This window comes from Mycobacterium attenuatum (genome assembly GCF_900566085.1).
Classification (GTDB): Bacteria; Actinomycetota; Actinomycetes; order Mycobacteriales; family Mycobacteriaceae; genus Mycobacterium; species Mycobacterium attenuatum.
This window is the reverse complement of record NZ_UPHT01000158.1, coordinates 1-23,148: the sequence shown is the minus strand read 5'-3', so window position 1 is coordinate 23,148 and position 23,148 is coordinate 1. Positions and strand designations below refer to the sequence as shown.

19 protein-coding genes and 1 pseudogene are annotated in these 23,148 nt (G+C 67.3%); 12 read left to right on the top strand and 8 right to left on the bottom strand.

Translation table 11 applies throughout. From position 1 onward, the window contains the following. Position 1 precedes the first annotated feature (1 nt). On the bottom strand, positions 2-3,136 hold the full coding sequence (locus EET13_RS25280) for a patatin-like protein (protein ID WP_122444826.1): 3,135 nt from the start codon (positions 3,134-3,136) through the stop codon (positions 2-4). A gap of 251 nt (positions 3,137-3,387) precedes the next feature. Here EET13_RS25280 and EET13_RS25275 point away from each other — a divergent pair, with 251 nt between their 5' ends. Next, on the top strand, positions 3,388-3,600 hold the full coding sequence (locus tag EET13_RS25275) for a hypothetical protein (protein ID WP_122444825.1): 213 nt from the start codon (positions 3,388-3,390) through the stop codon (positions 3,598-3,600). Positions 3,601-3,646: 46 nt separating this feature from the next. Further along, entirely contained in the window at positions 3,647-4,522 is an 876-nt protein-coding gene (locus EET13_RS25270; protein ID WP_211186527.1) for an alpha/beta fold hydrolase, read from the top strand. 38 nt (positions 4,523-4,560) lie between these two features. Here the strand turns inward: EET13_RS25270 and EET13_RS25265 are convergent, their stop codons facing one another. Together EET13_RS25265 and EET13_RS25260 are read right to left on the bottom strand one after the other, a co-directional pair. Further along, entirely contained in the window at positions 4,561-4,824 is a 264-nt protein-coding gene (locus EET13_RS25265; protein ID WP_122444824.1) for a hypothetical protein, read from the bottom strand. A gap of 95 nt (positions 4,825-4,919) precedes the next feature. After that, on the bottom strand, positions 4,920-5,303 hold the full coding sequence (locus EET13_RS25260) for a hypothetical protein (RefSeq protein WP_122444823.1): 384 nt from the start codon (positions 5,301-5,303) through the stop codon (positions 4,920-4,922). A 208-nt stretch (positions 5,304-5,511) separates the two neighbouring features. Here EET13_RS25260 and EET13_RS25255 point away from each other — a divergent pair, with 208 nt between their 5' ends. Then, positions 5,512-5,928, top strand: coding sequence for a hypothetical protein (locus EET13_RS25255; RefSeq protein WP_244604115.1), 417 nt, complete (start codon positions 5,512-5,514; stop codon positions 5,926-5,928). A gap of 36 nt (positions 5,929-5,964) precedes the next feature. Here EET13_RS25255 and EET13_RS25250 read toward each other — a convergent pair whose 3' ends face one another. Continuing rightward, positions 5,965-7,614, bottom strand: coding sequence for a DHA2 family efflux MFS transporter permease subunit (locus EET13_RS25250; protein WP_122444822.1), 1,650 nt, complete (start codon positions 7,612-7,614; stop codon positions 5,965-5,967). Between the two features lie 62 nt (positions 7,615-7,676). Here EET13_RS25250 and EET13_RS32635 point away from each other — a divergent pair. The 3 genes and pseudogenes from EET13_RS32635 to EET13_RS25235 all read left to right on the top strand — a co-directional run. Continuing rightward, positions 7,677-8,301 (top strand): annotated as a pseudogene (locus tag EET13_RS32635) (thiamine pyrophosphate-binding protein); the annotation flags it as partial. Continuing rightward, positions 8,291-8,692 (top strand): hypothetical protein, encoded by a 402-nt coding sequence (locus tag EET13_RS25240; protein ID WP_244604113.1) that lies wholly within the window; start codon positions 8,291-8,293, stop codon positions 8,690-8,692. The pseudogene EET13_RS32635 and the gene EET13_RS25240, both read left to right, overlap by 11 nt. Before the next feature lie 55 nt (positions 8,693-8,747). Then, positions 8,748-10,223, top strand: a complete 1,476-nt coding sequence (locus EET13_RS25235; protein ID WP_122444821.1) for a glutamate-cysteine ligase family protein — start codon at positions 8,748-8,750, stop codon at positions 10,221-10,223. On the opposite strand, the gene EET13_RS25230 is transcribed toward EET13_RS25235, so the two are convergent. Continuing rightward, positions 10,220-11,713 carry an amidase gene (locus EET13_RS25230; protein WP_122444820.1) on the bottom strand — a complete coding sequence of 498 codons (1,494 nt, stop codon included), beginning with the start codon at positions 11,711-11,713 and terminating at the stop codon, positions 10,220-10,222. The two genes, EET13_RS25235 and EET13_RS25230, sit on opposite strands and share 4 nt — an antisense overlap. A 211-nt stretch (positions 11,714-11,924) precedes the next feature. Here EET13_RS25230 and EET13_RS25225 point away from each other — a divergent pair, with 211 nt between their 5' ends. Continuing rightward, positions 11,925-13,322 carry a WS/DGAT/MGAT family O-acyltransferase gene (locus EET13_RS25225; protein ID WP_122444819.1) on the top strand — a complete coding sequence of 466 codons (1,398 nt, stop codon included), beginning with the start codon at positions 11,925-11,927 and terminating at the stop codon, positions 13,320-13,322. An 88-nt stretch (positions 13,323-13,410) separates the two neighbouring features. Continuing rightward, entirely contained in the window at positions 13,411-13,728 is a 318-nt protein-coding gene (locus tag EET13_RS29975) for a hypothetical protein (protein WP_136623249.1), read from the top strand. A gap of 513 nt (positions 13,729-14,241) precedes the next feature. On the opposite strand, the gene EET13_RS25215 is transcribed toward EET13_RS29975, so the two are convergent. The 3 genes from EET13_RS25215 to EET13_RS25205 are packed head-to-tail and all read right to left on the bottom strand — an operon-like array spanning position 14,242 to position 17,815. Further along, on the bottom strand, positions 14,242-15,354 hold the full coding sequence (locus EET13_RS25215) for a glycerate kinase (protein ID WP_122444817.1): 1,113 nt from the start codon (positions 15,352-15,354) through the stop codon (positions 14,242-14,244). After that, positions 15,332-16,681, bottom strand: a complete 1,350-nt coding sequence (locus EET13_RS25210) for a cation:dicarboxylate symporter family transporter (protein WP_244604112.1) — start codon at positions 16,679-16,681, stop codon at positions 15,332-15,334. The genes EET13_RS25215 and EET13_RS25210 overlap by 23 nt, the downstream gene beginning before the upstream one ends. 33 nt (positions 16,682-16,714) lie before the next feature. Next, complete coding sequence (locus tag EET13_RS25205) at positions 16,715-17,815, bottom strand: tartrate dehydrogenase (protein ID WP_122444815.1); 1,101 nt, start codon at positions 17,813-17,815, stop codon at positions 16,715-16,717. Between the two features lie 143 nt (positions 17,816-17,958). Here EET13_RS25205 and EET13_RS25200 point away from each other — a divergent pair, with 143 nt between their 5' ends. The 4 genes from EET13_RS25200 to EET13_RS25185 form a co-directional block, all read left to right on the top strand. Beyond that, positions 17,959-18,864 carry a LysR family transcriptional regulator gene (locus EET13_RS25200; RefSeq protein WP_122444814.1) on the top strand — a complete coding sequence of 302 codons (906 nt, stop codon included), beginning with the start codon at positions 17,959-17,961 and terminating at the stop codon, positions 18,862-18,864. A 168-nt stretch (positions 18,865-19,032) separates the two neighbouring features. Next, positions 19,033-20,091 (top strand): PE family protein, encoded by a 1,059-nt coding sequence (locus EET13_RS32475; RefSeq protein ID WP_122444813.1) that lies wholly within the window; start codon positions 19,033-19,035, stop codon positions 20,089-20,091. A gap of 135 nt (positions 20,092-20,226) precedes the next feature. Further along, a complete protein-coding gene (locus EET13_RS25190; protein WP_122444812.1) occupies positions 20,227-21,939 on the top strand; it encodes a PE domain-containing protein in 1,713 nt (570 codons plus the stop codon). Between the two features lie 586 nt (positions 21,940-22,525). Then, positions 22,526-23,148: PE family protein (locus EET13_RS25185; RefSeq protein WP_136623251.1), on the top strand; the 623-nt coding region annotated here is incomplete at its 3' end.

Sequence of the window (23,148 nt, the reverse complement as noted above, 5' to 3'; positions counted from 1 at the left end):
TTCACCGGCGTCCGGGCTTGGCGGCCGCGATGACCGTGATGCCCAGCGCGACCGCGCCCACGGCGATTAGGGGCCGCCACCATTGTTCGCCGAGCCAGTAGATGTTCGCGCCCAGCAGCCCCGGATGGTCCGCGTCGCCGAACAGCCAGGTGCGTGCGACGGGCGTCGCCAGCGAGAGCACCGCGCCGGCCAGCGTGACCGACAGCATCGCAAACAGCGTCCTGCTCGAGAACTGCCAGGTTCCCAGGACAATTAGGTAACTACCGGTTCCGGCCATGATCAGGCCGGTGACGCCGAGCACCGTTGCCGACTGAATCGCGGTGGCAACCCCCAGGATCAGCAGTATCGCCCCGATCATGATGGTGGTCCGGGCGATCCCTTTGGTCAGCGACACCACCCGGTATCCACCGAGCGCCAGGGTCCGCAAGGTGACCACCGATGGTTTGAGGGCACTGGGCAGCAACCGGATCGAGCTGGCGGCCGCGGATGCGGTCGCGACGGTCTTGGCAAGGGTATGCGCCATCAGCGGCGAGCGCTTGTCGCTGGCGAACGTTTCGCCCGCGATCGGGTTGTCGTTCAGCAGAGCGTATTTGGCGTCCCCGGGGCTTGCGGCCAATACCTTCTTGGCCCAGGTGCGCGACGTCGTCGGGCTCCAGTCCGGACGCTCTCCCGGCTGTGGGTCGATCACCGTATTGGCCAGCCCGTCCAGCTCCTCATCGAGTATTCGCTGTTGCCACGCCTGGGCCAGCCACAGCGACGTCAGCGGAATGCTGGTTGGCAGCGCCACGGTCGGGTCGTCCAGAAATGCCAGCTCCTCGAGCACCCTGGCTTCGGTCAGAAGTTGCTCGGGCCCGCCACCAAAAGTTGGCAGCCGGTAACCCGCGCGCGGAAACTCGGGTGCGCCCAGGGCTTTGAGTTGGCGCACGAACCAGTGCGCGCGGCTTTCGGGTCCGGGTGTGCCGACCCGGGTCTGCGTGATCCAGTGCACGCGTCGGGGGTTCAGCAGGACATGGATCAGCCAGCCGGCTGCGTCGAGCCGTCCCCACATCCAGTCGTTGGCCCGCCAGGACCGCTTGTAGAAGGCTCCGAACTCATGGAACTGCATGCCGGTGAGTTTCTGCTGGGCCGTGCGGAAGTCGGGCGCAAGCAGGCTGCGGGTATCGGCACTGACCTGTACGAGCTCGACGGGTTGCTCGATGCCCGTATCTGCGGGCAGCATGGCGCGCTGCGTCGCGGCCAGGTCGAACAGTTTCGTCGCTATCGCCGTCGGGTCGGCCCCGGCTCCCAGGTAATCCAGGTAGGTATCGAGCGCGCTGGGGCCAACGCGGTCGGGCGCGGCCACCGAGTGCTGCGTCGCCCCGGCGGCCGCTGCGGCGTTGGCGCACAACCCCTTCAGCGTGTCGTAACCGTTAACCAGCGCCTCGCCGAGCCGGTCCCAGGCGTCCTGTTGCACCGCCAGCTGTTGGAGATAGCCGTCGGCGATCAACGCGGCGGCATCCTTGAGCGACCCTTCGCGGATGGTCGTGTTCACACATACCGCGCGAACGAGATCACCCAGATCGACCGCGGTGGGCGACGGGCCGGCGGCGTGGATGGCGGCCGTCAGCGCCGCCAATTCGGCGACGTCGGTGTCGGACTTCACCAGGTGATAGGCCGCATGGGCGACGGCCAGCGCACTGCCTTTCGCAAGCTCGTAGGCCGGCTGGCCGTATCGGGCAAGGTCGGCGGTGCTCGCCGGCAGCGGCTGGTGTGGCGGTTGCGACCAGCAATGTAGGAGCGCCTCGGTGATGTGTTGTCGGCACGCTTTCTCGGTGTCGACCTGCGCCAGTTCAGGTTCCCAGTTCTTCGGAACCTGTTGGGTCGAGGCGCTCGACGCCGGCGGCCAGTTGCCGAGCTGGCGCAACAGCGCGTCGGTCAGCTCGCGCGCGTGGTGCTGTGCCTCGCGCGCCTGGTAGTCGTTCAGCAGTGGCGGCGTCAGTAGCCGAGTGCCCTGCGGCAGCGTCGCGGCCAGCTCCGCCAGACGCAATTTGGCGTCGATGCGCGCCGCCGCGCGATCCTGATGGCCGCGAATTGCCCGCAGGTCGGTCGCGATGGACTGAGTGGTGATGGCGCCCAGATCCCGCAGGAGACTGGCCAGGAGCCCCAGCCGCTGGTCGGCGCTGTCCACCGCGGGTTGCTGCATCAGGTCCGGTGCCGGTCCGGACGACGGGACAACGAACAGAAGCACCCGGCGCACCGGACGCCGCGCGGGGCGGTCGCAGATGCGCTTGAGCAACACGTCAATGGGCCGGTTGTCGAGCAGGCTGCCGTCGGCGACCCAGTGCGGACGGGTGATATTGGCGTACTGCGCCATCGGGGGCCGGGCCGGGACGGCGCCCTGGGCGGGGATGCCCTTCATGAAGGGCACGAAGGACGGCTCGAACGCGAGAGGAAACGACGCCGAGCTGCGCGCGGCCAGCGCCAGGGCCGGGGCGATGCCCTTGTCGCAGAGGTCGGTCTCGGTGAAGGTGAACAGCCCACGCCGGTTGACGTATTGCACGCGGGTGCCGAACGAGTCGGTGAAGCTGCTCGCCTCTCCGGACAGCAGGGTGGTGGTGACGTACAAGGTCGTTGACGGGATGCGGGTACCCCCGGGAAATTCCGTGGGCGGGAACGGCCCGACCTCGAGCCTGGGTAACTGTGCTGCCAGCGTGGCGTACAGCTTCTCGTCGCCGTACAGCAGGGACGGGGTGAACTCGTCTCGCGGGTCTCGCAGCAGGTCGGTCAAGGACCCGAGGTCGAGCCACAGATCACGCAGCCCACCGAGGTCGGCGCCCGAGATGCGCGACGACGCAAGCAACGCCGCGTTGATGCCGCCACCGCTTGTCCCGGACAGGATGTCGACGTCGACGATCATGTCGAGCAGGTCGATGAGTTGGGCATAGCACTGCAGGGATTTTGTGGACTCGGTGGTGAGCCGGCTGTGCGTCGGGAAGGTCCCGCCGGCCCGGCGCCATTGGGAGGCTTGCGCCAGCAGGTTGAGCTCGCGCGCAACGCCGGCCATCCAGACCGCGAGACTGACCCCGCCCGTCATCATCGTGGCGAGCCGGAGCTCGAGCGTCAGCTGGGTCACCGGTTTCGGCTGTTCGAATGCCATCGCGCACCCCTCAATGTCGGGGGTCGGCTGACCGAGCCGAGTCCCGCGGCCTAGATTAGCCAGCCCACAGCCCCGGCACGCGGATCCGTTTGCCGCGCCACGCCGCGGATGTCAGGTGTGTCAGGCGAATCAACGTCGGGTTCTGGGCGTGCGCCCGTCGGTGTCGACCGGCCGCGGCAACGGCGGCCCGGCGCGCCGTTTGGGCGTGGGACGGGTGGGTAACCCAGTTCGAGCCAACCGGAGGAGTGACCATGACTGACGCAGGGCCATTCGGCTCGGATGCCGGACGGCACGTGGAGCGGTCAGGCGATCCCGGGACGCCGGAGCGAGGCACGCCGCAGGAGGCGCCTGAGCGGCTGACGCCAGCCGAGCCGCCCGAGCGGCTGACCCCCAGCGAACCGCCGGAGCGGCTGACGCCGGCCGAACCACCCGAGCGGCTGACACCCGCGGACGCGGGGCGCTGATCGGCTCCCGATCGGCTCGCGCGTCGGAGCGTCTTAACATCAGCTGATGACGACTGCGCCGGAATCGTTCTCGATCCAGGGGCCGGGTGGTGTCCGCATCGTCGCAGACCGATTGGGTGATCCGCGGGAGCCCGCCGTGGTGTTCCTGCACGGGGGCGGACAAACCCGTCGCTCCTGGGGCCGGGCGGCTGCCGCCGTGGCCGAACGGGGTTGGCAAGCCGTCACCGTCGACTTGCGGGGCCATGGCGAATCGGACTGGTCCAGCGAAGGTGACTATCGCGTCGTGACCTTTGCCGGCGATGTCCAAGAACTATTGCGCGGCCTGCCGCCGCGCCCGGTGCTGGTGGGTGCCTCGCTGGGCGGGTTTACCGCGATGCTGCTGGCCGGCGAGCTAGCGCCGGGCATCGCCAGCGCGGTGGTGCTGGTGGACATCGTGCCGAACATGGACCCTTCCGGAGCGAATCGGGTGCATGCCTTCATGGCCCACCGGGTGGAATCGGGGTTCGGCTCACTCGATGAAGTTGCCGACATGATCGCCGAGTACAACCCGCATCGTCCTCGGCCGTCGGATCTGCAAGGTCTGACCACCAATCTGCGCCGCCGCGGCGATCGCTGGTATTGGCACTGGGATCCGCAATTCATCAGTGGAACCGCGGCGTTTCCGCCGATCGAGGTGACCGAGGCCGACCGCCTGTACGCCGCTGTCGAGGCGATCCTGCGCGCGGGTGTGCCCATGCTGCTTATTCGCGGGCAGATGAGCGACCTGGTCAGTCAGGAGCGCGCTGACGAATTCCTGGCGCGCTTTCCGCAGGTGGAGTTCACCGACGTGCGCGGCGCCGGGCACATGGTGGCCGGAGACCGCAACGACATCTTCGCCGACGCTGTCTTGGACTTCCTGGCTCGCCGGGTCGACGACGCGTGACGTAGGCCCGCCACTTCGGACAACGCGCGGCTGCCCGATCAGCGCTCGAGTGCGCGGCTGAGCAGATTCTTGATCTCGGCGGCGGAGGTTTCCAGCGCACGGATGCGCTGGTTGGAGTCGTCAGCTGTGGCTCTCATCTCACCGGCATAATCCCGAAGCACGTCGGCAAGCAGTTGCTGCGTTTCGCCGAAGGCCTTGATGGCGTCGACCATAGAGCTGTAGTCGGCCTGCGTTCTCTCCACCGCGGCGACGCGCTCTTTGAGATTTGCTAGAACGCCGTCAAGGTCCTCTGGTGTGGCCACGTCGGCATCGTAAGCGTTGCGCCGATTGATTGTCGGAATTTCCTGGGAGCCGGTGGGTTGGGTCGCCGGTCACTTGGGCGTGCGGCCGGCGAGTGTCAGGAGGCCAGGCCGGCGTCGACCAGGCTTTGCACCCCGCTGGCGCACCCGCGCAGAAAGTCGCCGTCATTCACACCCTTAACGCCCTGGACGGAGGCCAGTTCCCTGGCGCAGACCTTGGGTACCTGGTTCGAGATGACGATCGCTTCGTCGGGGAAGCCCATGGCGCGCATTTTGTTGACCGTGAAGCGGCCATCCTCAACGGCCTTGGTGTAGCCCAATTGGTAGGACGGGCCGGTCTCGGCGACGTCGGCGGCCGCGGGCGCGGAGGCCAGCAGGGCTGCCGCGGCGATGACGACAATGGCCAGCCGAGACAGCCGCCCGACGGCGCGGCGCCGGGGTGCTGGCACGGGGTGGATCTTGGTAGCTGCGTCGTTCGCCATGGCGTTACCCCGATCTGGTTCGGTGAGGATCTCGTTTCGCGTGACGGGCCTCCGTGCCGTCTCAGCGCCTCACGGTCCCCACTTTACGTCAATGGTTTCAAAAATGGAATAGTCTCCCATAGACCGATCTAAAATCGGGTAGCGGTGGGTTTGGTTCCAAAACCGCGTCGCTGTTGACGAGTTTCGGAACTGGCACTACGTTGATGAGATGCCAAGGTTCAATCGAGCGGGTAAGGACCTTGGTCGTGTGCTGGAGTGGCTGCTCAACCGCGATGTTCCGGACGGCGAAATCGGCGCCGCGCTGAAACTGCCCAAAGCCACCTACTCCCGGCGCAAGGACGCCGAAGACTTCCCCAACTTCGCCGAGCTCATCGCGGTCGGCGAATACTTCGGGCTGTCGCCGCGGGTGCTGCAGATCGCCTTCGGCTGGCGCGGTGAGGACGAGCTGATCCTGCTCGACATCGATGAAATGCGCCAATATATGGAGCAAGCCGGGGTGGCGCTGTTCGGCAACGAACGGATCCGGCGCTATATCGAGCAGCGCGAAGGCGCCGACTACCCGTTGGCCGCGGCAATCCTGAAGATGGGCGCCGCGGATGCCCGTCCGGCCGCCGGCGGCAACTGATCGGACACCGCGACACCGCTCACCCGGGCGCGGGTGCTACGAATCGGCCTCCAGCAGCTTCACCCGGGGTGTGGTCCGCTTCGGCAGAAACGACGCCGGGATGGCGATCATCGCGGTCAGCACCATGGCGACCCCGAACACCCCGGAGTAGGAGAGCGCGAGATCGTCGGCGAGTTGCTCCTGGAAGTGGGGCGCGAGCACCGGCGACGGCAGCTGGGACAAGTCGGCCGACAAGCCTCGCCGGGCCGCGTGCTCGCGCACCGAGTCGGCTTGTCTGGCCGCGGCGATAGCGGCACTGCCGTTGAACCGGCTGGTGAGGATCACCGACATCAAGGCCGTGCCGACGGACGCGGCGACGTTGTGGTTGACGTTGAACAGCGTCGAGCCGTGGGCCACTTCACTGGAATCCAGCGTCTGCACGGCAGACCAGGTCACCGGAACCATCAAGCAGGCGGTGCCCAGGCCGAAAAGGCCGAGCCCGCCCAGCAGCACCGTGAGGTCTACCCCCTGGCGGCGGATGGCGTGGGCAAACATGGCCATGCCCACCACGGTCACCGCAATGCCGACCAACACCACGCCGCGCGGTCCGCGGGATTCCATCAGCCGTCCCACGATCGGGATCACCATGGCAGCGGCCACCGTTTGCGGGATGAGAAGCAGCCCCGACTGCATGGGAGTTTTGCCGAGTACCTGCTGAAAGTACGCCGGAAACAGCAGGCAGCTGCCGAAGAAGGTGACGGCGAAAAGAAACCGGGTGGCATTGGCCGCCGCCACCGAACGATTCCTGAGCAGCCGCAGGTCGATCAGCACACAGTCGGTCCGGCGCAGCGCGTGGACCACGAAAGCGCCGATCAGCAGCACACCCATGGTCGCCGGCACCCAGACATGCGGGTCGGCGACGGTGCCGCGCTCCGGCAGCTGCGACACACCGTAGAGAAGCAGCACCAGCCCCGGTGACAGCAGCACCATGCCGACCAGGTCCAGCGACTCCGCGGGCAGCGAATCATCTCGGGGCAGCGTCACCACCGCCAGAACCAGGGTCAGCACCCCGATCGGAAGGTTGATCAGGAAGATCCACTGCCAGCCGAACGAATCGATCAGCCAGCCGCCCAGAATGGGCCCGACGATGGGGGCTAGCAACACGGTGATCATGCTGATCGTCATCACCCGGCCCAGTCGCGCCGGACCGGCCGCGCGCGCCAGGATGATCAGCTGCAGCGGCAACAGCATCCCGCCGCCAAAACCCTGCACCGCCCGAAATGCCACCAACAGCCCGATATTCGACGCCAGCGCGCACAGCAATGACCCCGCGGTGAACATCAGCACCGAGGCCATCAGGAGCCGCTTGGTGCCCAACCGATTGGCCAGCCAGCCGGTGAGCGGAATCACCGCCGCCAGCGCCAAGGTGTAACCGGTCGACGCCCAGGCCACCACCGCCTGGTCCGACGAGAACTCGTCGATGAACGTCCGCTGCGCCACGTTGACGACCGTGGTGTCCAGCGTGACCATCAGCGGCAGCATCATGCACGTCGCGGTGATCAGCAAAAGCCTGGAATCCAGCCGGCAGTCCGGACCGGCGGGGCTGCCGCCCGTGCGGGCATCATCGTCCAGACGCTGCTGACTTCTGGCAGGAGTGCTGGCTACGGTCGTCGGCGCGCGCGGTGGCCGACCCGCCTGGCGGCGCATCGTGTCACTGTATCTCCTGATACGGCCCGGTATTGCCGTGTCGCTCCAAGGATCTGTCAGGGATCCGACCAGGGCTCGCGCCGACGCCGTGCCCGGCCGGGATATCCCTGGTGTGCGGGCTTCCGACGTCTCGCCTTGATTCACTGTTGATGCGGGTCGCCCGCGACAGCGACTTGCGGATCGTGCTCACCCGGCATGGAGGCGGCGCCGGCTACCTCGCCGACGGCTATGCCCGGGCTTGCGACCGCCCGGCGGCCGTCTTCGCGGCCGGACCCGGGACGATCAACGTCGTGACCGCCGTGGCCAATGCCGCGGTGAACCACGTGCCGGTGCTGGTGCTCACCGGGGAGGTGCCGGTTGTCGAATTCGTCCTGCAGTAGCAGCAGGACACCAGCGAGGACGGGCTCGGCCTGGGCGCGGTCTTTTGCCGGCTGTGCCGTAGCTCGATGCCGATCGAATCGGTGGCCAACGCGCCCGCCAAGATCAACCGGGTTTCGGGCGCTGGCAGGCATCCCGAGCGGACCGGTACACACCAGCTTGCCGCGCGATCTGGTGGATGAGGTGCTGCCCGCCGACCCGGCCGGGATGACCAGCACCGGCCATGCCATCCCGAGGGGCCTGGCCCCGGGCACACCGGAGAGCGCCGACGACGTGATAGCCCGGCTACAGCAAGCTGTTGCGCCAATGTGTTGCTGGACAGCGGTTTTTCGGGGACGGCCTTCGTAGGGGCGGCTGTGGCGCCAGGGGCGCCGAGATTGTCGCGTTCGCCGCCCGCCAGGACCTGACGTTGTTACGCACTGATGCCGCAACGCAATTCGCGTGCCGGGCCCCGCTGGCCGCGGCCGTGTGGGCGCAGCGCGGGCGGCGCTTCCCGGATCGGCTGGACCGCGTCTACGTCAACACCCGGGCGCGGCACCACCTGGGCTGGCGCCCCCGGTTCGACCTGAACTCGATTGCCGCCCGCATCGCACGCGGCGGTCCGGTCCAGACGCCGCTGTCGCAACTGGTGGGCGCCAAGGAGTATGCCGGCAGCTCCTACCACCTCGGCGTGTTCCGCCCGGTGGCTCTCGCGATGTAGGCGCGGCATGCTGTAGTTGCGGTCTGGCTCGAACAGCGCCGCGAGGAGGTCTGCCGTGGGTGACCGCGTCGACGCTTCCGGCCTGGCCGTCGGCCGCGAGCACGAAGTGCGCCACCGGCTGCAGCGATGCGTTGCCGCATTGCGGCGCATGGTCGACGACGGCTGGTTCAGCGGCCACCAGGACACCATCGGCATGGAGGTCGAACTGGATCTGGTGGATCCGTTGGGCCGGCCGCGGCTGGTCAGCGATGCCGTCTTGGCGCACCTTGGCCGCACTGACATGCAGCATGAGCTCGGTCAGTTCAATGTCGAGCTCAACCTCGCGCCCCGCCTGTTGCACGGCAGCGTGCTACGCGACAGCGAGCGCGACCTTGTCGAGGTGCTCGACGGGTGCCGCGCCCGTATCGAGCGGCTCGGCGCGCGACTGCTCGCTGTGGGCATGCTGGCGACCCTGAGCGCCGAGCAACTCACCATCGAGCGCATCTCGCACAACCCGCGCTACGAGTTGCTGTCCAGTCGCATGGCCACCGCCCGGCACCGGCCGTTTCTGGTGCGCATCGTCGACGGCGCCGAGCCGGTGGAGTTCACCACCGACTCGGTGGCACCCGACGCCGCCACCACCAGCCTGCAACTGCACCTGCGGGTGGCGCCGGAGCGGTTCACCGCCTACTACAACGCCGCCCAGGCAATTGCCGGTGCGCAGGTGGCGGGCGCCGCCAACTCGCCGTACCTGCTGGGCCGCCAGGCATGGCAGGAGACCCGCATCACCCTGCTCGAACAGCTCCTCGACACCCGCCGCCGCAACGAGGTGCGCGCCGGTGTGCCCGCACGGGTACGACTGGGGGACCGCTGGGTCGATGGGCCCGTCGAGCTTTTCGACGACCTGGTCCGGATTTTCCCGCCGCTGTTCCCGACGCTGGAGGCACAGGATCCCGATGCCGCCCGGCAGGCCGGCTACGCCCCTACCCTGCGGGAGCTTCGGCTGCACAACGGTACGGTGTGGCGCTGGAACCGTCCGGTTTACGACGTCCAGGCCGGGCGACCGCAACTGCGGATCGAAAACCGGGTACTGCCCAGCGGGCCCACCGCCGTCGACATGGTCGCCAACGCCGCCTTCTATTACGGGCTGGTCCGCGCGATCGCCGACACCGACCCGCCGCCATGGCGGCAGCAGCCCTTCGCGATCGCCGAGCAGAACCTGCATCGCGGGGCTCGCGACGGGCTGGCGGCGCGGCTGTCGTGGCAGGGCGGCGAGCGGCCGGCCGCGCGGCTCGTCGAGGAGTACCTGCTGCCGGCCGCCGCCGCCGGACTGGACGCCTGGGGCGTGGATGCGAAGGACCGCGACCGCTACCTCGGTGTCATCGAAGCGCGGGTTCGCTCCGGGCAGACCGGTGCGGCCTGGCAGACCGGGGTGGTGGGCCGTCTCGAGAACCGTGGGATGCAGCGCATCACCGCGCTGCACGAGATGACCCGCCGCTACGGCGAGAACGCGCACACCGGTGCCCCAGTGCACGAATGGCCGGTGTGTTAGCCCGAGACCACGGGCGCCGGATGCCGGTGCGCCCAGGGACGGGCTTCTTCGAGTTGCGCTGCCAGCTGTAACAGATCGCCGTCGGCGCCCAGTCGTCCGACGAACTGCACACCCAGCGGCAGCCCGTCGTCCGTCCAGTGCAGCGGCACGCTGATCGCGGGCCGCCCGGTCAAATTGGCTAGCTGCGTGTAGGGCACCCAGCCCAGGCTCTCCTGGATCAGGTCATCCAGGATTCCGGTGAGCGCCAGCACTTTTCCGGCGCGCAGCTTGCTCATCAGCCGCGACGCCAACTGCAGGCGGGGAGACGTCGCGGTGGCACCGACCGCAAGCGGGGGCGTGGCCAGGGTGGGGGTCAGGAAGTAGTCGTAGTCGTCGTGGAACGTCGTCAGGGACTGGATGTAGTTGTTGATGTTCTCCAGCGCCTGCATCGGCGGCAGGACGCCGGCTGATCGGGCGAGCTCACACATGCCCAGCGTGTCGGCCTCGAAGTCGCTGTCGCTGGCGCCGGTTCGCTGTTTGATCTCGGCGACGTGACGGTAGAGCTGAGCAAACCAGATGATCAGAAAATCCCGCGCCAATGCGGCGTCGTCATAGGGCGGCTTGACTTCCTCGACCCGATGCCCCAGGTCGGCGAGGAGCCGGGCCGCGTCGTCGACCGCGGCGACGGCTTCCCGGTCGGGGTGCGGGTTGATCGCCGACGACGTCGAATACCCGATCCTCAGGGTGCCCGGACGGTTCTTGATGTGTGCGGCAAACGGGCCGTCGGGAAGCCAAACCTGGTAGGCGGCACGGGGATTGGGTCCGATGACCGCGTCGTAGAGCCCGGCGCTGTCCCGCACGGTGCGGCTCACGACGCCCTGAACCGCCATGCCGAACAGCGGCTCGCCGGTCTGCGGGCCGTAGGGGGACAGGCCCCGGCTGAGTTTGAGGCCGACGAGCCCGTTGCAGGCGGCGGGGATGCGGATCGACCCGCCGCCGTCGTTGGCCCCGGCTGCCGGCACGACGCCAGCGGCGACCGCCGCTCCCGACCCACCCGAGGAGCCGCCCGGCGTGCGCTGCGTGTTCCAGGGGTTGCGAGCCGGACCCCAGTAATCGGGCTCGGTCACGCCCTTGGCGCCGAACTCCGGTGTGTTGGTCTTGCCGAAGATCACCAGACCGGCGTCCAGGAAGCGCTGCGTGATCAGGGCATGCCGCTCGGCCACGTCATTGGCCAGCGACCGGGATCCGCAGGAGGTGGGAAAGCCCCGGTACTCCTGGTCGAGGTCTTTGATGAGGAACGGCACCCCGGCGAACGGGCCACCCAGCCGCGGATCGGCGGCTTGCTCGTCGGCGACGTCGTCGAGGCGACGAACGATCGCGTTCAGTTGCGGATTGACCGCATCGGCACGTTGGCGAGCCAGGGCGAGAAGTTCGGCCGGGGTGACCTGTTTGCTTTCGACGAGCTCGGCCAGGGCTGTCGCATCCAGTGGCAGGTACTCGTCAAGACGCATTGACCGATCCTACGAGGCGGGCAGTCGGCAGCAATTTTCGACGCGGCAGGTTTAGGCGACGGCAGCAGGGGTACACCCGGCGGGTGCAGTGTGTCGCAATTCGGGTGAAGTCGACAGATCTGCGCACCATCGCCTCCGCCGGGCAATACGTAGCCAACCGTGGGATGCGGGCGACGGAGAGCTGAACCCGCAGCAAGTCAAGGGGACCGTCGTGGAAAGACTCAGCGGGCTTGACGCCAGCTTCTTGTACCTGGAAACGTTCACGCAGCCGCTGCATGTGTGTTGTCTGCTGGAACTGGACACCTCGACGATGCCGGGCGGTTATACGTTTGACCGGCTGCGCGATGCACTGGCGATGCGGATCAAGGCGATGCCGCAATTCCGCGAGCAGCTGGCGGACAGCCGCCTGAATCTGGATCACCCGGTATGGGTGGAGGACAACGCTTTTGATCTGGACCGCCATCTGCAGTGCATTGGCGTGCCAACCCCGGGCGGGCGGGCGGAAGTGGCCGATACCTGCGCGCACATCGCCGCGCTGCCGCTGGACCGCGATCACCCGCTGTGGGAGATGTGGGTGATCGAGGGCCTTGCCGGCACACCCGCGTCCGCCGGTGGCCGAGTGGCGGTGCTGACCAAGGTGCATCACGCCGCGGTGGACGGTGTCATGGGCGCCAACCTGCTGGCCCAGCTGTGCAGCACCGAGCCGGACGCGCCTCCGCCAGATGCGGTGGCCGGCACCGGTGGCGGCAACTGGCTGCAGATTGCCGCGGGTGGCCTGGTGGGGTTTGCCGCCCGGCCGTGGCGGCTCCTCGACGTGCTGTCGATTACGGGTGCGTCGCTGATCGAGACGGCGCGCCGGGCACGTAGCGGGCGAAGCATGGCGCGCCCGTTCGCCGCGCCGCCGACGGCGTTCAACGCCGCCGTGACCGCCCAGCGCAACATCGCGTATGCGCAGCTCGAGCTCTCCGACATCAAGAAGGTCAAAGACCGGTTCGGCGTCAAGGTCAACGACGTGGTCATGGCGCTGTGCGCCGGGGTGCTACGGCGCTGGTTGTGCGACCGTGGCGAACTGCCGGCCAAACCGCTGGTGGCGATGGTTCCGGTGTCGGTGCGCGACACTTCCGGTCGGCCCGGCCACAACCAGGTCTCGGGGATGTTCTCGCGGTTGGAGACCCACATCTCCGATCCGGGCAGACGGTTACAGGCCATCGCGCAGGCGAATTCGCGTGCCAAGGACCATAGTTCGGCGATCGCAGCCACCCTGCTGCAGGACTGGGCGCAGTTTGCCGACTCGACATTGTTCGGTACCGCGATGCGGCTTTTCGCCAAGACCCCGCTGACGCATACACCGGTGCACAACGTGATCGTCTCCAATGTCGCCGGTCCCCAGGTGACGTTGTACTTCCTGGGCGCAAGGCTGACCGCGATGTATCCGCTTGGACCCATCTTTCACGGCTGCGGGCTCAACATCACCGTGATGTCGCTCAACGGCAAGCTCGATTTCGGCATCATCTCCTGCCCGCAGCTATTGCCCGATCTAGCGGTCCTCGCCGACGACTTCACTGTCGAATTGCAAGAACTGCTCGCCGCTACCCCGCCCGGCGGGTGAGGTGACCTCCGATGTCGAACGGGCGACCACCTTCCTTCCGCCGGCTGTGGCATCGACCGCCCAGCGCTTCAAGCTCTAGTGTTTCCTCATGTCCGACGCCTTGGATAGATGGCAGACCGAGCGCGCCGAAGCGCTCGACAGCCTGGACTCCATCCACGGCAAAATCACAGGACGCAAGCGTGGGCGAAAATATGACACGAAGGGCTTGAATCGCGCCCTCTTTGTGGCGCTGGCCGCCGAGTTTCAGGGTTCTGTCGTGACCTACAGCAGGACGCCGCAATTCACGTCGCGAACAGCCTGCAGACCATCTCAAGCAACGGCAGAAGCATCCCCGTTGTTCTCGACGCACTGGTCAGGGAACGAACCATCTCGCCGAGCAGGAGGCCTGATAGGGACCGCCGACTGAACAAAGGCAATGCCGACTTCAGCGCCCTAGTCACAGACTTCGCCACCCTGGGCATTCACATCGGCGATGAATTGAAACAGCGCTACCCGAGGAGGAGCCCGAAGCGGGAGAAAACACTCAGAGCCTTGAACGGCGCTAGGAACGGCATCGCGCACAGCGACGTGGAAAAGCTGACTGCTGCCCACCGTGAGCACGGGTTGCCCCTGGCAACCTTCCGTCGATGGCGCAGCTCACTCAATGGCGCTTCTGCTGTGATGGACACAGTTGTCGGCGCATAGTTGTTGGACTTAACGGGAACAGAGCCGTGGTGATGGAAGGGAGGGGACTGTGAAGCAACGACGACAGCCGCGCCCCGGAGACCGCGTGCGTGTACAGTTTGTCCCCGCGTCATCGAGGGTACGGTCCTACGTATTCGTGGCAATTACGTGACTATCAGTGTCGGAGTGGATGACGGCTCCGACGAGTTTCTCGACCGTTTTGTGCGCACGGACGCTTTGGTCGCTACGTAAACCGCTACCCGTCCCGGCGGGTGAGGCGACCTCCGATGTCGACGCCGATGTGGTAGAGCAATTCGGCGGTGAGCACCGGGTCCTGCCTGGTGTCGGCGGCGGTTCGCTCAGCGACAGTAACGATGTCGGTGAAAAGTCGCAATCTGGAAGGCATTTCGGCTCTGCCGGCCACCGCGATGACTGGCTTGGGGGCAGCGCGCCGGGCGACCACGGCGGGTAGTTTTCCCCGCAGGGTCTGGTGGTCCAGGTGCCCCTCGCCGGTGATGACGACGTCGACGTGGGGCAGGTGCCGCTGAAAGCCCAGCAGGTCGAGAAAGAAGTCGGCGCCGGAAACGATCCGGGCACCCAGACACAAGGCCGCAAAGCCGCAGCCACCGGCTGCACCAGCACCGGGCAGGCGGGCCAACGCGGCGGCGTCGGGACAACCGGATCGTCGCAGCGCCGCAACAAGTGATTTCAGGCCTGCCTCGAGGTGGTCGACGTCGGTGACGCCGGCCCCTTTCTGCGGAGCGAAAAGTGCTGCGGCACCGTCGCACCCGGTCAGCGGACTGTTCACATCGCTGGCCACGATCAGTTCGACCCCGCTTATGTCTGCGGCGCCGGAGACGTCCACCCGGCGGATTCGGTTGAGCGCGTGGGCCTCCGGTGTGATCGGTTGGCCACCGCTGTCGTGGAAGGCGTAGCCCAGCGCGGCGAGCAAACCGGCGCCTCCGTCGGTGCTGGCGCTGCCGCCGAGCGCGAGGACAACGCGGCGCACACCCAGGCCCACGGCGTGCCGGATCGCTTCGCCAAATCCGTAGCTCGAGGCGGTCATCGGGACCAGTACACCCCGCGGCAGTGTGGCTAATCCGCAGGTATTGGCCACTTCCACGACGGCGGTTTCGGCGTCGACAGCGATCGCGGCGGTATGCGGCCTACCCAGCGCGTCGGCGACGGTGCACGGGTGTGGCCGCATCCCCGCGGACACTGCGGCGGCGACGCTGCCGTCACCGCCATCAGCCAACGGCAGGGTCACGGTGTGCACGCCGGTTGCGGCCAGGCCGCGGGCGAGGTTGTCGGCGACCTCGGCGGCCGACAGGCTGCCCTTGAACTTGTCAGGTGCGACGAGTGCCCGCATGCTGCGCTCCGGTTGCGACCAGTGCCGGTGTGGCGGCCTGAGCGCCCAGCTCCGGCAGACGAATGCGCTTGCCGGCAAGCACCTTTCGGGCGCGATCCAGGTCGAGTTCGCCGTTCCACCGGGCCACGAAAAGGGTGGCCACCGCGTTACCGATGAAGTTGACCAGGGCTCGGCATTCGGCCATGAACTTGTCGATCCCGAAGATCAGCATGATCCCGGCGGCGGGAATGTGACCGACGGTGCTCAGCGTCGCGGTCAGCGCGATGAACCCGCCCCCGGCCGTGCCGGCCGCGCCCTTGGACGTCAGCAACATGACTGCCAGCAACCCGATTTGCGCGCCGACGCCGAGGTGGGTGTTGGTCGCCTGGGCGATGTAGACCGCGGCCAGGGACAGATAGATCGCCGCGCCATCGAGGTTGAACGCGTAACCGGTCGGCACGATCAGCCGCACGGTGGCCGCGCTGACCCCGGCCTGTTCGAGCTTGCGCATCAACCCCGGCAGCGCGGGCTCGGCGCTGGAGGTACCCAGGACCAGCAGCAACTCGGCCCGCAGGTAGCCCAGCAGGTGAAAGATGTTGAGCCGCAAATACGCCATCACCGAACCGAGCACCACCACCACGAACAGCGCCGCCGTGACGTAGAACAGCAGGATCAGGCCGGCCAGACTGGTGAGCGCGTGGACGCCGTACCCGCCGGCCGCAAACGCCATCGCGCCGAATGCTCCAACCGGTGCCAGCTTCATGAGGTAGGACAACACTGTGAAGACCACGGCGGTCAGCCGGTTGACCGCGTCGAGTACCGGTCCGCCGACCTGGCCGACCGCGTTGAGCGCCACCCCGAAAAGCACTGCGAGAAAAATGATCTGCAGCACGTTGCCGTCGACGAACGGGCCTACCACGCTGCCGGGAACGAGGTGGGTCAGCAACTCCCACCCGTGATTGCCTCCGGTGACCGGCTTCGGCACCGAGTCGACGGCGGGAATCTTGCCCGGGTCGGCGTTGACACCCTCGCCGAGACGGCACACGTTGATCGCCAGCAGCCCGATGACCATCGCGACGATGGTTCCGGCCTGAAAATAGGCCAGCGCCTTCATTCCGGTCAGGCCCACCTTGCTCAGGTCCGCGACGCCGGCGATGCCCCCGACGATGGTCAGAAACACGATGGGCCCGATCAGCATCTTCATCGCGGTGACGAAGGTGGCTCCGAGCGGCTCCATCGCCACCCCGGTGGCCGGCGCCACCCAGCCCACCACGATGCCCGCCGCGATGGCGACCAGCACCCAGAAATACAGCTGCCGGTACCACCGCGTGTTCCCGGGCGCGGGCATGACATGAATTCCCGTGTCCATCGGCGGTGCGGGTCAGGCCGCGCTGCGGAGAGAAGTCAGCGCCGCGATCACCGCGTCGGTCATCTCGTCGGTGGTGGCCATGCCTCCGATGTCGCGGGTCAATATGCCGCTGCCGGTGGCGATTTCGATCGCTGATTCGACGCGCCGAGCCGCGTGGTGCAGCCCGAAGTGATCGAGCATCAGCGCGGCGCTGGCCATCGCGCCGATGGGATTGCTGATCCCGCGCCCGGCGATGTCGGGTGCCGAACCGTGGACGGGTTCGAACATGCTGGGAAAGCGCCGTTCGGGGTTGAGGTTGGCGCTGGCGGCCACGCCCAGGCTGCCGGCCAGCGCCGAGCCCAGATCCGACAGGATGTCGGCGTTGAGGTTGGACGCCACGACCACCGACAGGTCTTCGGGGTGCAGAACGAACTTGGCGCTCATCGCGTCCACCAGCACGCTCTCGTGCGCCACGTCGGGATAGTCCTGGGCGACCCGGGCAAAGACCTCGTCCCACAACACCATTCCGTACTGCTGGGCGTTGGACTTGGTGACGCTGGAGACCTTTTTCACGCGCCGGGTGCGGGCCAGGTCGAACGCGAACCGGATGATGCGCTCGCAGCCCTTGTCGGTGAACAAGGCGGTCTGCAAGGCCACCTCGTTGCCTGGCCCACGACCGCTGAGATTGCGCCCACCCAGTCCCGCATACTCGCCTTCGCTGTTTTCCCGGACGACCACCCAGTCCAGCTCGTGGTCGTCGGCGTTACGCAGCGGTGAGAGCACGCCGGGCAGGAACTTGACCGGCCGGACGTTGGCCCACTGGTCGAAATTCTGGGTGATGTTCAGCCGCAGTCCCCACAGGCTGATGTGGTCGGGCACGCTGGGCCAGCCGACGGCGCCGAAGTAGATGGCGTCGAACGCCTGCAGGGCTTCCAGCCCGTCGGCGGTCATCATCCGCCCGGTCCACTCGTAATGCTCGCAGCCCCAAGGGAACTCGGTCCACTGGAACGTGAACCGCCCCGACTGGGCCGCCACTGTGTCCAGAACGCGCCGGCCCGCGGCGACGACTTCCTGGCCTACGCCGTCACCGGGAATTGCGGCGATCTTGAAAACCTGCCGTGTCGGCCGTGTCATGGAAAGCCTCCGTTCGCTGACTCTGTGGTTCCTGCACAGTCCATTAGCGGGGCGCACGCGGCCCGGCGTCCAAGACCAAGATGCGATCCGCGATATAGGCTGCGCCTATCAAAGCCCTATCGAAGCTGATCAGAGGAATGGCCATGGATGTCAGACAGCTCAAGTTCTTCTTGGCGGTCGTCGACTACGGCGGCTTTGGCAAGGCGGCCGAACGGCTGATGATCGCGCAGCCGTCGTTGTCGCAGGCCATCGCCGGCTTCGAACGTGAACTGGGGATGCCGCTGTTTCACCGGGTCGGGCGCGCGGTGGTGCTTTCCGACGCCGGCAAAGCGTTGGTGGGGCCGGCCCGGGTGGTACTGCGCGATATCGATGAGGCAACCGCGGTCATGCGCGAGCTGAAAGGGCTACGCGGCGGGCGGGTCGACCTGATCACCATGCCCTCGCCGGGCATGGAACCGCTGACGACCATCTTGACCGCGTTCACCGGCGACCATCCCGGTGTGACCGTCAACGTGGCGGGCGGGTTCACTCCGCAAGAGATCCTGGACAGCGTGCGCAGCGGCGCAAGCGAGATCGGGGTACTGGGATCTGCCGAACCCACCCGCGCTGCCGACCTCGACGTCGTCGCACTGGAAACTCAAGCGCTGGTACTGATTTCGCGATCCGATGACGACGGGCCGACGGGCCCGACCGTGCGGCGTGAAGACTTGGCCGGGTTCCGGCTGATCGCGTCTCAACGCGGCTCGTTGATGCGCGCCCTTGTCGACGACGTTCTGGCCGAAGGTATTACGGCCAGTATCGTCGCCGAGGTTGCCCACCGCACCTCGATCCTGCCGATGGTCCTCAATGGCATCGGCCGGGCTGTCATGCCGTCGTCGTGGACACGGGTGGCGCAGCGCGCCGGCGCGCGAGTGCAGCGCATCGTTCCCGAGACTTGTCTTTATGTGGCGGCGGTCAGCCGACGCAGCCACCTGAGCGCCGCCGCCGCCGCGCTGATGAACACGGCCCGCCACTACAGTGAGCGGCCGGCGGAGCCGACCAAGTTCTAGCGGGTGAGGCGCGACGACGAGGTGTTCCGCGGCGCCGCCGAAGCTCAACCGCGGCCACCCAACAAAAGGCATAAATCCCCTAGCCGGACGGGTTTGCCCCGACAAAACTGGACGTCTCGTGGCCAAACGCAAGAGCAGTCACTTGCCGCAGGCAACTGGAGGTATCAGATGTCTTTCGTGATGACGGCCCCGGAGACAATGACGGTGGCAGCAACAGATCTCGCCGGCATCGGCTCGACGATCAGCTCGGCCAACGCGGCGGCGGCAGCGCCCACAGCGGCGGTGGCCGCTGCCGGCGCCGACGAGGTGTCGGCCGCGGTCTGCGGGCTGTTCAGCGCTTACGCTCGGGAATTTCAAGCCGTGAGCGCCCAGGCCGCAGCATTTCACGAGCAGCTGGTGAGTTTGCTGAATGGTGGTGCGGCCGCATATCTGAGCACCGAGATCTTCAACGCCGAGCAGGCTTTGATCAGCGCGGTAACTGCGCCCGCGCAGACCTTGCTGGGGCATCCGCTACTCGGGCCGACCGCGGCGCCGGCGACTCCGGGTATCGCCGGCCCGTACCAGGATCTGGTGACCAACACCGCCGCCAACCTGCAGAGCCTCGGCAGCACGTGGACCTCCAACCCGGCGCCGTTGTTGCGGCGGATCGTCGCCAACCAGATGGCATACGGACAAACGATTGCCACCTCCCTGCAGAATGCGGTCCAGGACCTCGGTGCCGTGCCGGCTGACCCGACGGCGCTGAATCGTGTTGTGGCAGACCTATTCCCGATCGCCGCCATTCCGGCTCAGATCCAGCAGAAGGTCCTCAACATCGCGAGCACGCTCACCACGGCGACGCCGGCGGTGGCGCTTGCGGCGCTGGGTCCGCCGCTCAGCGCCCTCGGCGGGGTGGGAACCGCCGCGGCGGCTTTTACCGGCGCGGTGCAGACCGGCGATGTTGCCGGAGCTATAGGTGCGTTGATCGACGCTCCTGCGTTCGTCGCCAACGGCTTACTCAACGGCGAGGTAACCCTGCCGTTGTTACTGCCACTGGGACTGGGGCTGGTCGTGCTCGACATTCCCTTTGACGGGGTTCTTGCCGCGCCACACGCCATGACAGGGACCCTGGTGTGGTTCTTGCCGCCGTTCGTCGACGACGTTTCCGGTCCGCCCGTCAGCGGCATCGTTCCCACCCTGGTGAACGCCGTGCCACAACAGCTCGCGCTGGCCATCACCGCGGCCTAGTCCTCATGACGCGGCCAGCCGCGGCGGGCCGCGCCGGCATGCGAGCAACAGCACCGATGCATTTTGTCGATACCCACCTGTTTTCCGGTGCCGGGCTCCATGATGACTAGTACGCGTGAGCACGAGGGGTAGGCAATGTCATTTGTGCTGGTGGGGCCGGAAGCATTGGCGACGGCCGCGGCGGAGGTAGCCCAGATCGGTTCGGCCGTCAGTGTCGGCAACCTGGCGGCGGCCATTCCGACGACCGAAGTGGCAGCCGCGGCCGCCGACGAGGTTTCGGCGGCCATCGCAACGCTGTTCGGCACGCACGCCCAGGAGTATCAGGCGGCGGCAGCGCAGCTCGCGATGTTCCACGAACAGTTTGTGGGCACCTTGAGCGCGGCGGCCGCGTCGTATGCCGGCGCCGAAGCGGCCCTTGCCGCTGATCTCGGTGCAGCCGTTTCTAACGGATTCCAGACAGCGGTCTACGGTCCGATCCATACCGCGGGTCAGGCCTGGATCAGCAGCCCGTTGGGCCAGCTGCTTGACCCGGTCGTCAATGCCCCGACCGGCATGCTGCTGCACCGTGATCTGATCGGCAACGGAGCCGCCGGCACGGCGGCAAACCCGACCGGCGGCGCGGGTGGTTTCCTGTTCGGCGATGGCGGACCCGGCTATACCCCTACCAGCGGTCCCGGGGCGGTGCCCGGCGGTAACGGCGGCAGCGCCGGGTGGATCGGCAACGGCGGTCCCGGTGGCGCCGGCTTCGGCGGCGGGACCGGGGGCATGGGCGGCACCGGCGGATTGTTCATGGGCAACGGCGGCATGGGCGGTCTCGGCGGTGCTGGCGGTGCCGGCGGCCAGGCGTTGTTGTTCGGCACTGGCGGACTCGGCGCGACCGGCGCGCCAACTGGCCGTGGCGGGTTGATCATCGGCGAGCCGGTCAACGTCTTCAACTGGCTCAACCCGCCCAGCGGCAACGAGCAGTCGATCGTCATCGACTTCGTGCGGCACGGGCAGACGACGGCCAACGTGGCCGGCTTGATGGACACGGCGATCCCGGGTGCCAATCTCACTGCGGTGGGCCAGCAACAGGCAGTAGACATCGCCAACATACTTGCGCCGCAGGGCCCTTTCGCCGGGTTGTTCGACTCGCAGTTGGTCCGGACGCAGCAGACGGCCGCTCCGCTGGCGGCGATGCTGGGCATGACCCCGGGGGTATTGCCGGGGCTCAACGAGATCAATGCCGGCATTTTCGAAGACTTTCCCCAGATAAGTCCCGCCGGTCTGCTCTACTTGGCCGGCCCGATGGCGTGGACCTTCGGCTTGCCCATCGTGCCGATGCTGAACCCCGGTTCGATCGACTTCAACGGGGTGGTTTTCGGCCACACCTTCAACGGTGCGGTGCAAACCATGTACGACACCGCCCTGGCCAACCCGCTGCCGTCGGCGGACGGCAAGGTTACCGTCGTCTCGTACTCGAGCGCATTCACCATCGGCGTTGGCACGATGATGGCCGTCGACAACCCCAATCCGCTGCTCATACTGACTCACTCGCTGCCCAACACCGGCACGGTCGTGTTGCAGGGTGATCCCACCGGCGGCTGGACGATGACCAGTTGGGACGGGATACCGGTCGCGCCGGCGTCACTGCCGACCCAACTGTTCGTCGACGTGCGCAACCTCATCACGGCCCCGCAAATCGCGGCTTTCGACATCGGTTGGTCGCTGTTCACCGGTGATCCGGCGACGATCGTGAACGCGGTTCGCACCGGAATCGACGAGGTCGGCACGGCGGTGGTGCAGTTCCCGATCGCCGTCGCCGAAGACGTGATCCACGCCGTGTGGGGCGCCGTTGCGGTCCCATGACCGCAGCGGCCCGCAATCTGGTAGGGGCGCCGGAGACTCGTGCTTGACGCACCACCGGTGGACGACCTGATCCGCCTGCTGGTGGTGTGACGAATCATGCTGTACAGCAAAGGATTTGAGATCTCACCGGCTTCCGTCTCGGAGCGCTCAAAAAGCCGCGATCGACCACGTCGCGGATCATCGGCTCGGTGCTGGCCGAGCGGAGCTCGTCGATGGTGCACTCAACGACGCGCGCGTTGTTGCCTGTCCACCCGGTAACCGTCGTGGCAAGTTCAGCCGCTTGGCCGCACCAGAACGTGCCCGAGCACTGGTGGTCGCGTCCGAGCAGCACCACTCCTTGAACTGAACAACCAGCCCCGCGAGGACGTTTCGGAGGCCTTCCGCCGAGAAGTTGTTCAGGATGCGATGAATCTGACTGCGTGCCTCACCATGCGGTCGGCCGGCTGCCCATGGAGAAGCTGCAATCTGGCGGAAACCGGAATGGGCTGGCGCGATCGCGATACTCTCGACGTCTGCTAGTTCCACGGCGGTGGCCCCAGCGGTCGCCGGCGACCTCATTGACGACGACGTCCCGGGAGGACATCCGATGTCGTATCTGATCGCGGCCCCGGAGATGGTGACAGCGGCGGCTTCGGATTTGGCGAATGTCGGTTCGACTCTCGGCGTGGCCAATGCCGCCGCGGCCCTTCCGACGATGTCGGTGCTGGCTGCGGGCGCCGATGAGGTGTCGGCGGCTATCGCAGCACTGTTCGGTGCGCACGCCCAGGCCTATCAAACGCTCAGCAGCCAAGCGGCAGCTTTTCATGACCAATTCGTGCGGGCTTTGACCGCCGGTGCCGGCTCGTATGCGGCCGCCGAAGCCGCCAACGTCGCGCCCCTGCAGGCTCTGCTGGGCGTGGTGAACGCGCCCACCGAGGCGCTCCTGGGGCGTCCGCTGATCGGCAACGGCGCCGACGGGACCGCGAGCAGCCCGAACGGTGGGGCCGGCGGGCTGCTGTACGGCAACGGCGGCAACGGCTACAACCAGACAGCGGCTGGGCTGGCCGGGGGAAGCGGCGGTAACGCCGGGCTGATCGGAAACGGCGGCAACGGCGGGACCGGCGGGACCACCAGCGTTGGCGGAGGTCCCGCCGCCAACGGCGGAGCCGGCGGCGCTGGCGGGTGGCTGTACGGCAACGGCGGGGCCGGCGGGACGGGTGGGTCCATCGC

Excerpts from the sequence above, each read along its gene's own strand:
- EET13_RS25280 (WP_122444826.1), bottom strand. The coding sequence starts at position 3,136 with ATGGCATTCGAACAGCCGAAACCGGTGACCCAGCTGACGCTCGAGCTC.
- EET13_RS25275 (WP_122444825.1), top strand. The coding sequence starts at position 3,388 with ATGACTGACGCAGGGCCATTCGGCTCGGATGCCGGACGGCACGTGGAG.
- EET13_RS25270 (WP_211186527.1), top strand. The coding sequence starts at position 3,647 with ATGACGACTGCGCCGGAATCGTTCTCGATCCAGGGGCCGGGTGGTGTC.
- EET13_RS25260 (WP_122444823.1), bottom strand. The coding sequence starts at position 5,303 with ATGGCGAACGACGCAGCTACCAAGATCCACCCCGTGCCAGCACCCCGG.
- EET13_RS25255 (WP_244604115.1), top strand. The coding sequence starts at position 5,512 with ATGCCAAGGTTCAATCGAGCGGGTAAGGACCTTGGTCGTGTGCTGGAG.
- EET13_RS25250 (WP_122444822.1), bottom strand. The coding sequence starts at position 7,614 with ATGCGCCGCCAGGCGGGTCGGCCACCGCGCGCGCCGACGACCGTAGCC.
- EET13_RS25230 (WP_122444820.1), bottom strand. The coding sequence starts at position 11,713 with ATGCGTCTTGACGAGTACCTGCCACTGGATGCGACAGCCCTGGCCGAG.
- EET13_RS29975 (WP_136623249.1), top strand. The coding sequence starts at position 13,411 with ATGTCCGACGCCTTGGATAGATGGCAGACCGAGCGCGCCGAAGCGCTC.
- EET13_RS25215 (WP_122444817.1), bottom strand. The coding sequence starts at position 15,354 with ATGCGGGCACTCGTCGCACCTGACAAGTTCAAGGGCAGCCTGTCGGCC.
- EET13_RS25210 (WP_244604112.1), bottom strand. The coding sequence starts at position 16,681 with ATGCCCGCGCCCGGGAACACGCGGTGGTACCGGCAGCTGTATTTCTGG.
- EET13_RS25205 (WP_122444815.1), bottom strand. The coding sequence starts at position 17,815 with ATGACACGGCCGACACGGCAGGTTTTCAAGATCGCCGCAATTCCCGGT.
- EET13_RS25200 (WP_122444814.1), top strand. The coding sequence starts at position 17,959 with ATGGATGTCAGACAGCTCAAGTTCTTCTTGGCGGTCGTCGACTACGGC.
- EET13_RS32475 (WP_122444813.1), top strand. The coding sequence starts at position 19,033 with ATGTCTTTCGTGATGACGGCCCCGGAGACAATGACGGTGGCAGCAACA.
- EET13_RS25190 (WP_122444812.1), top strand. The coding sequence starts at position 20,227 with ATGTCATTTGTGCTGGTGGGGCCGGAAGCATTGGCGACGGCCGCGGCG.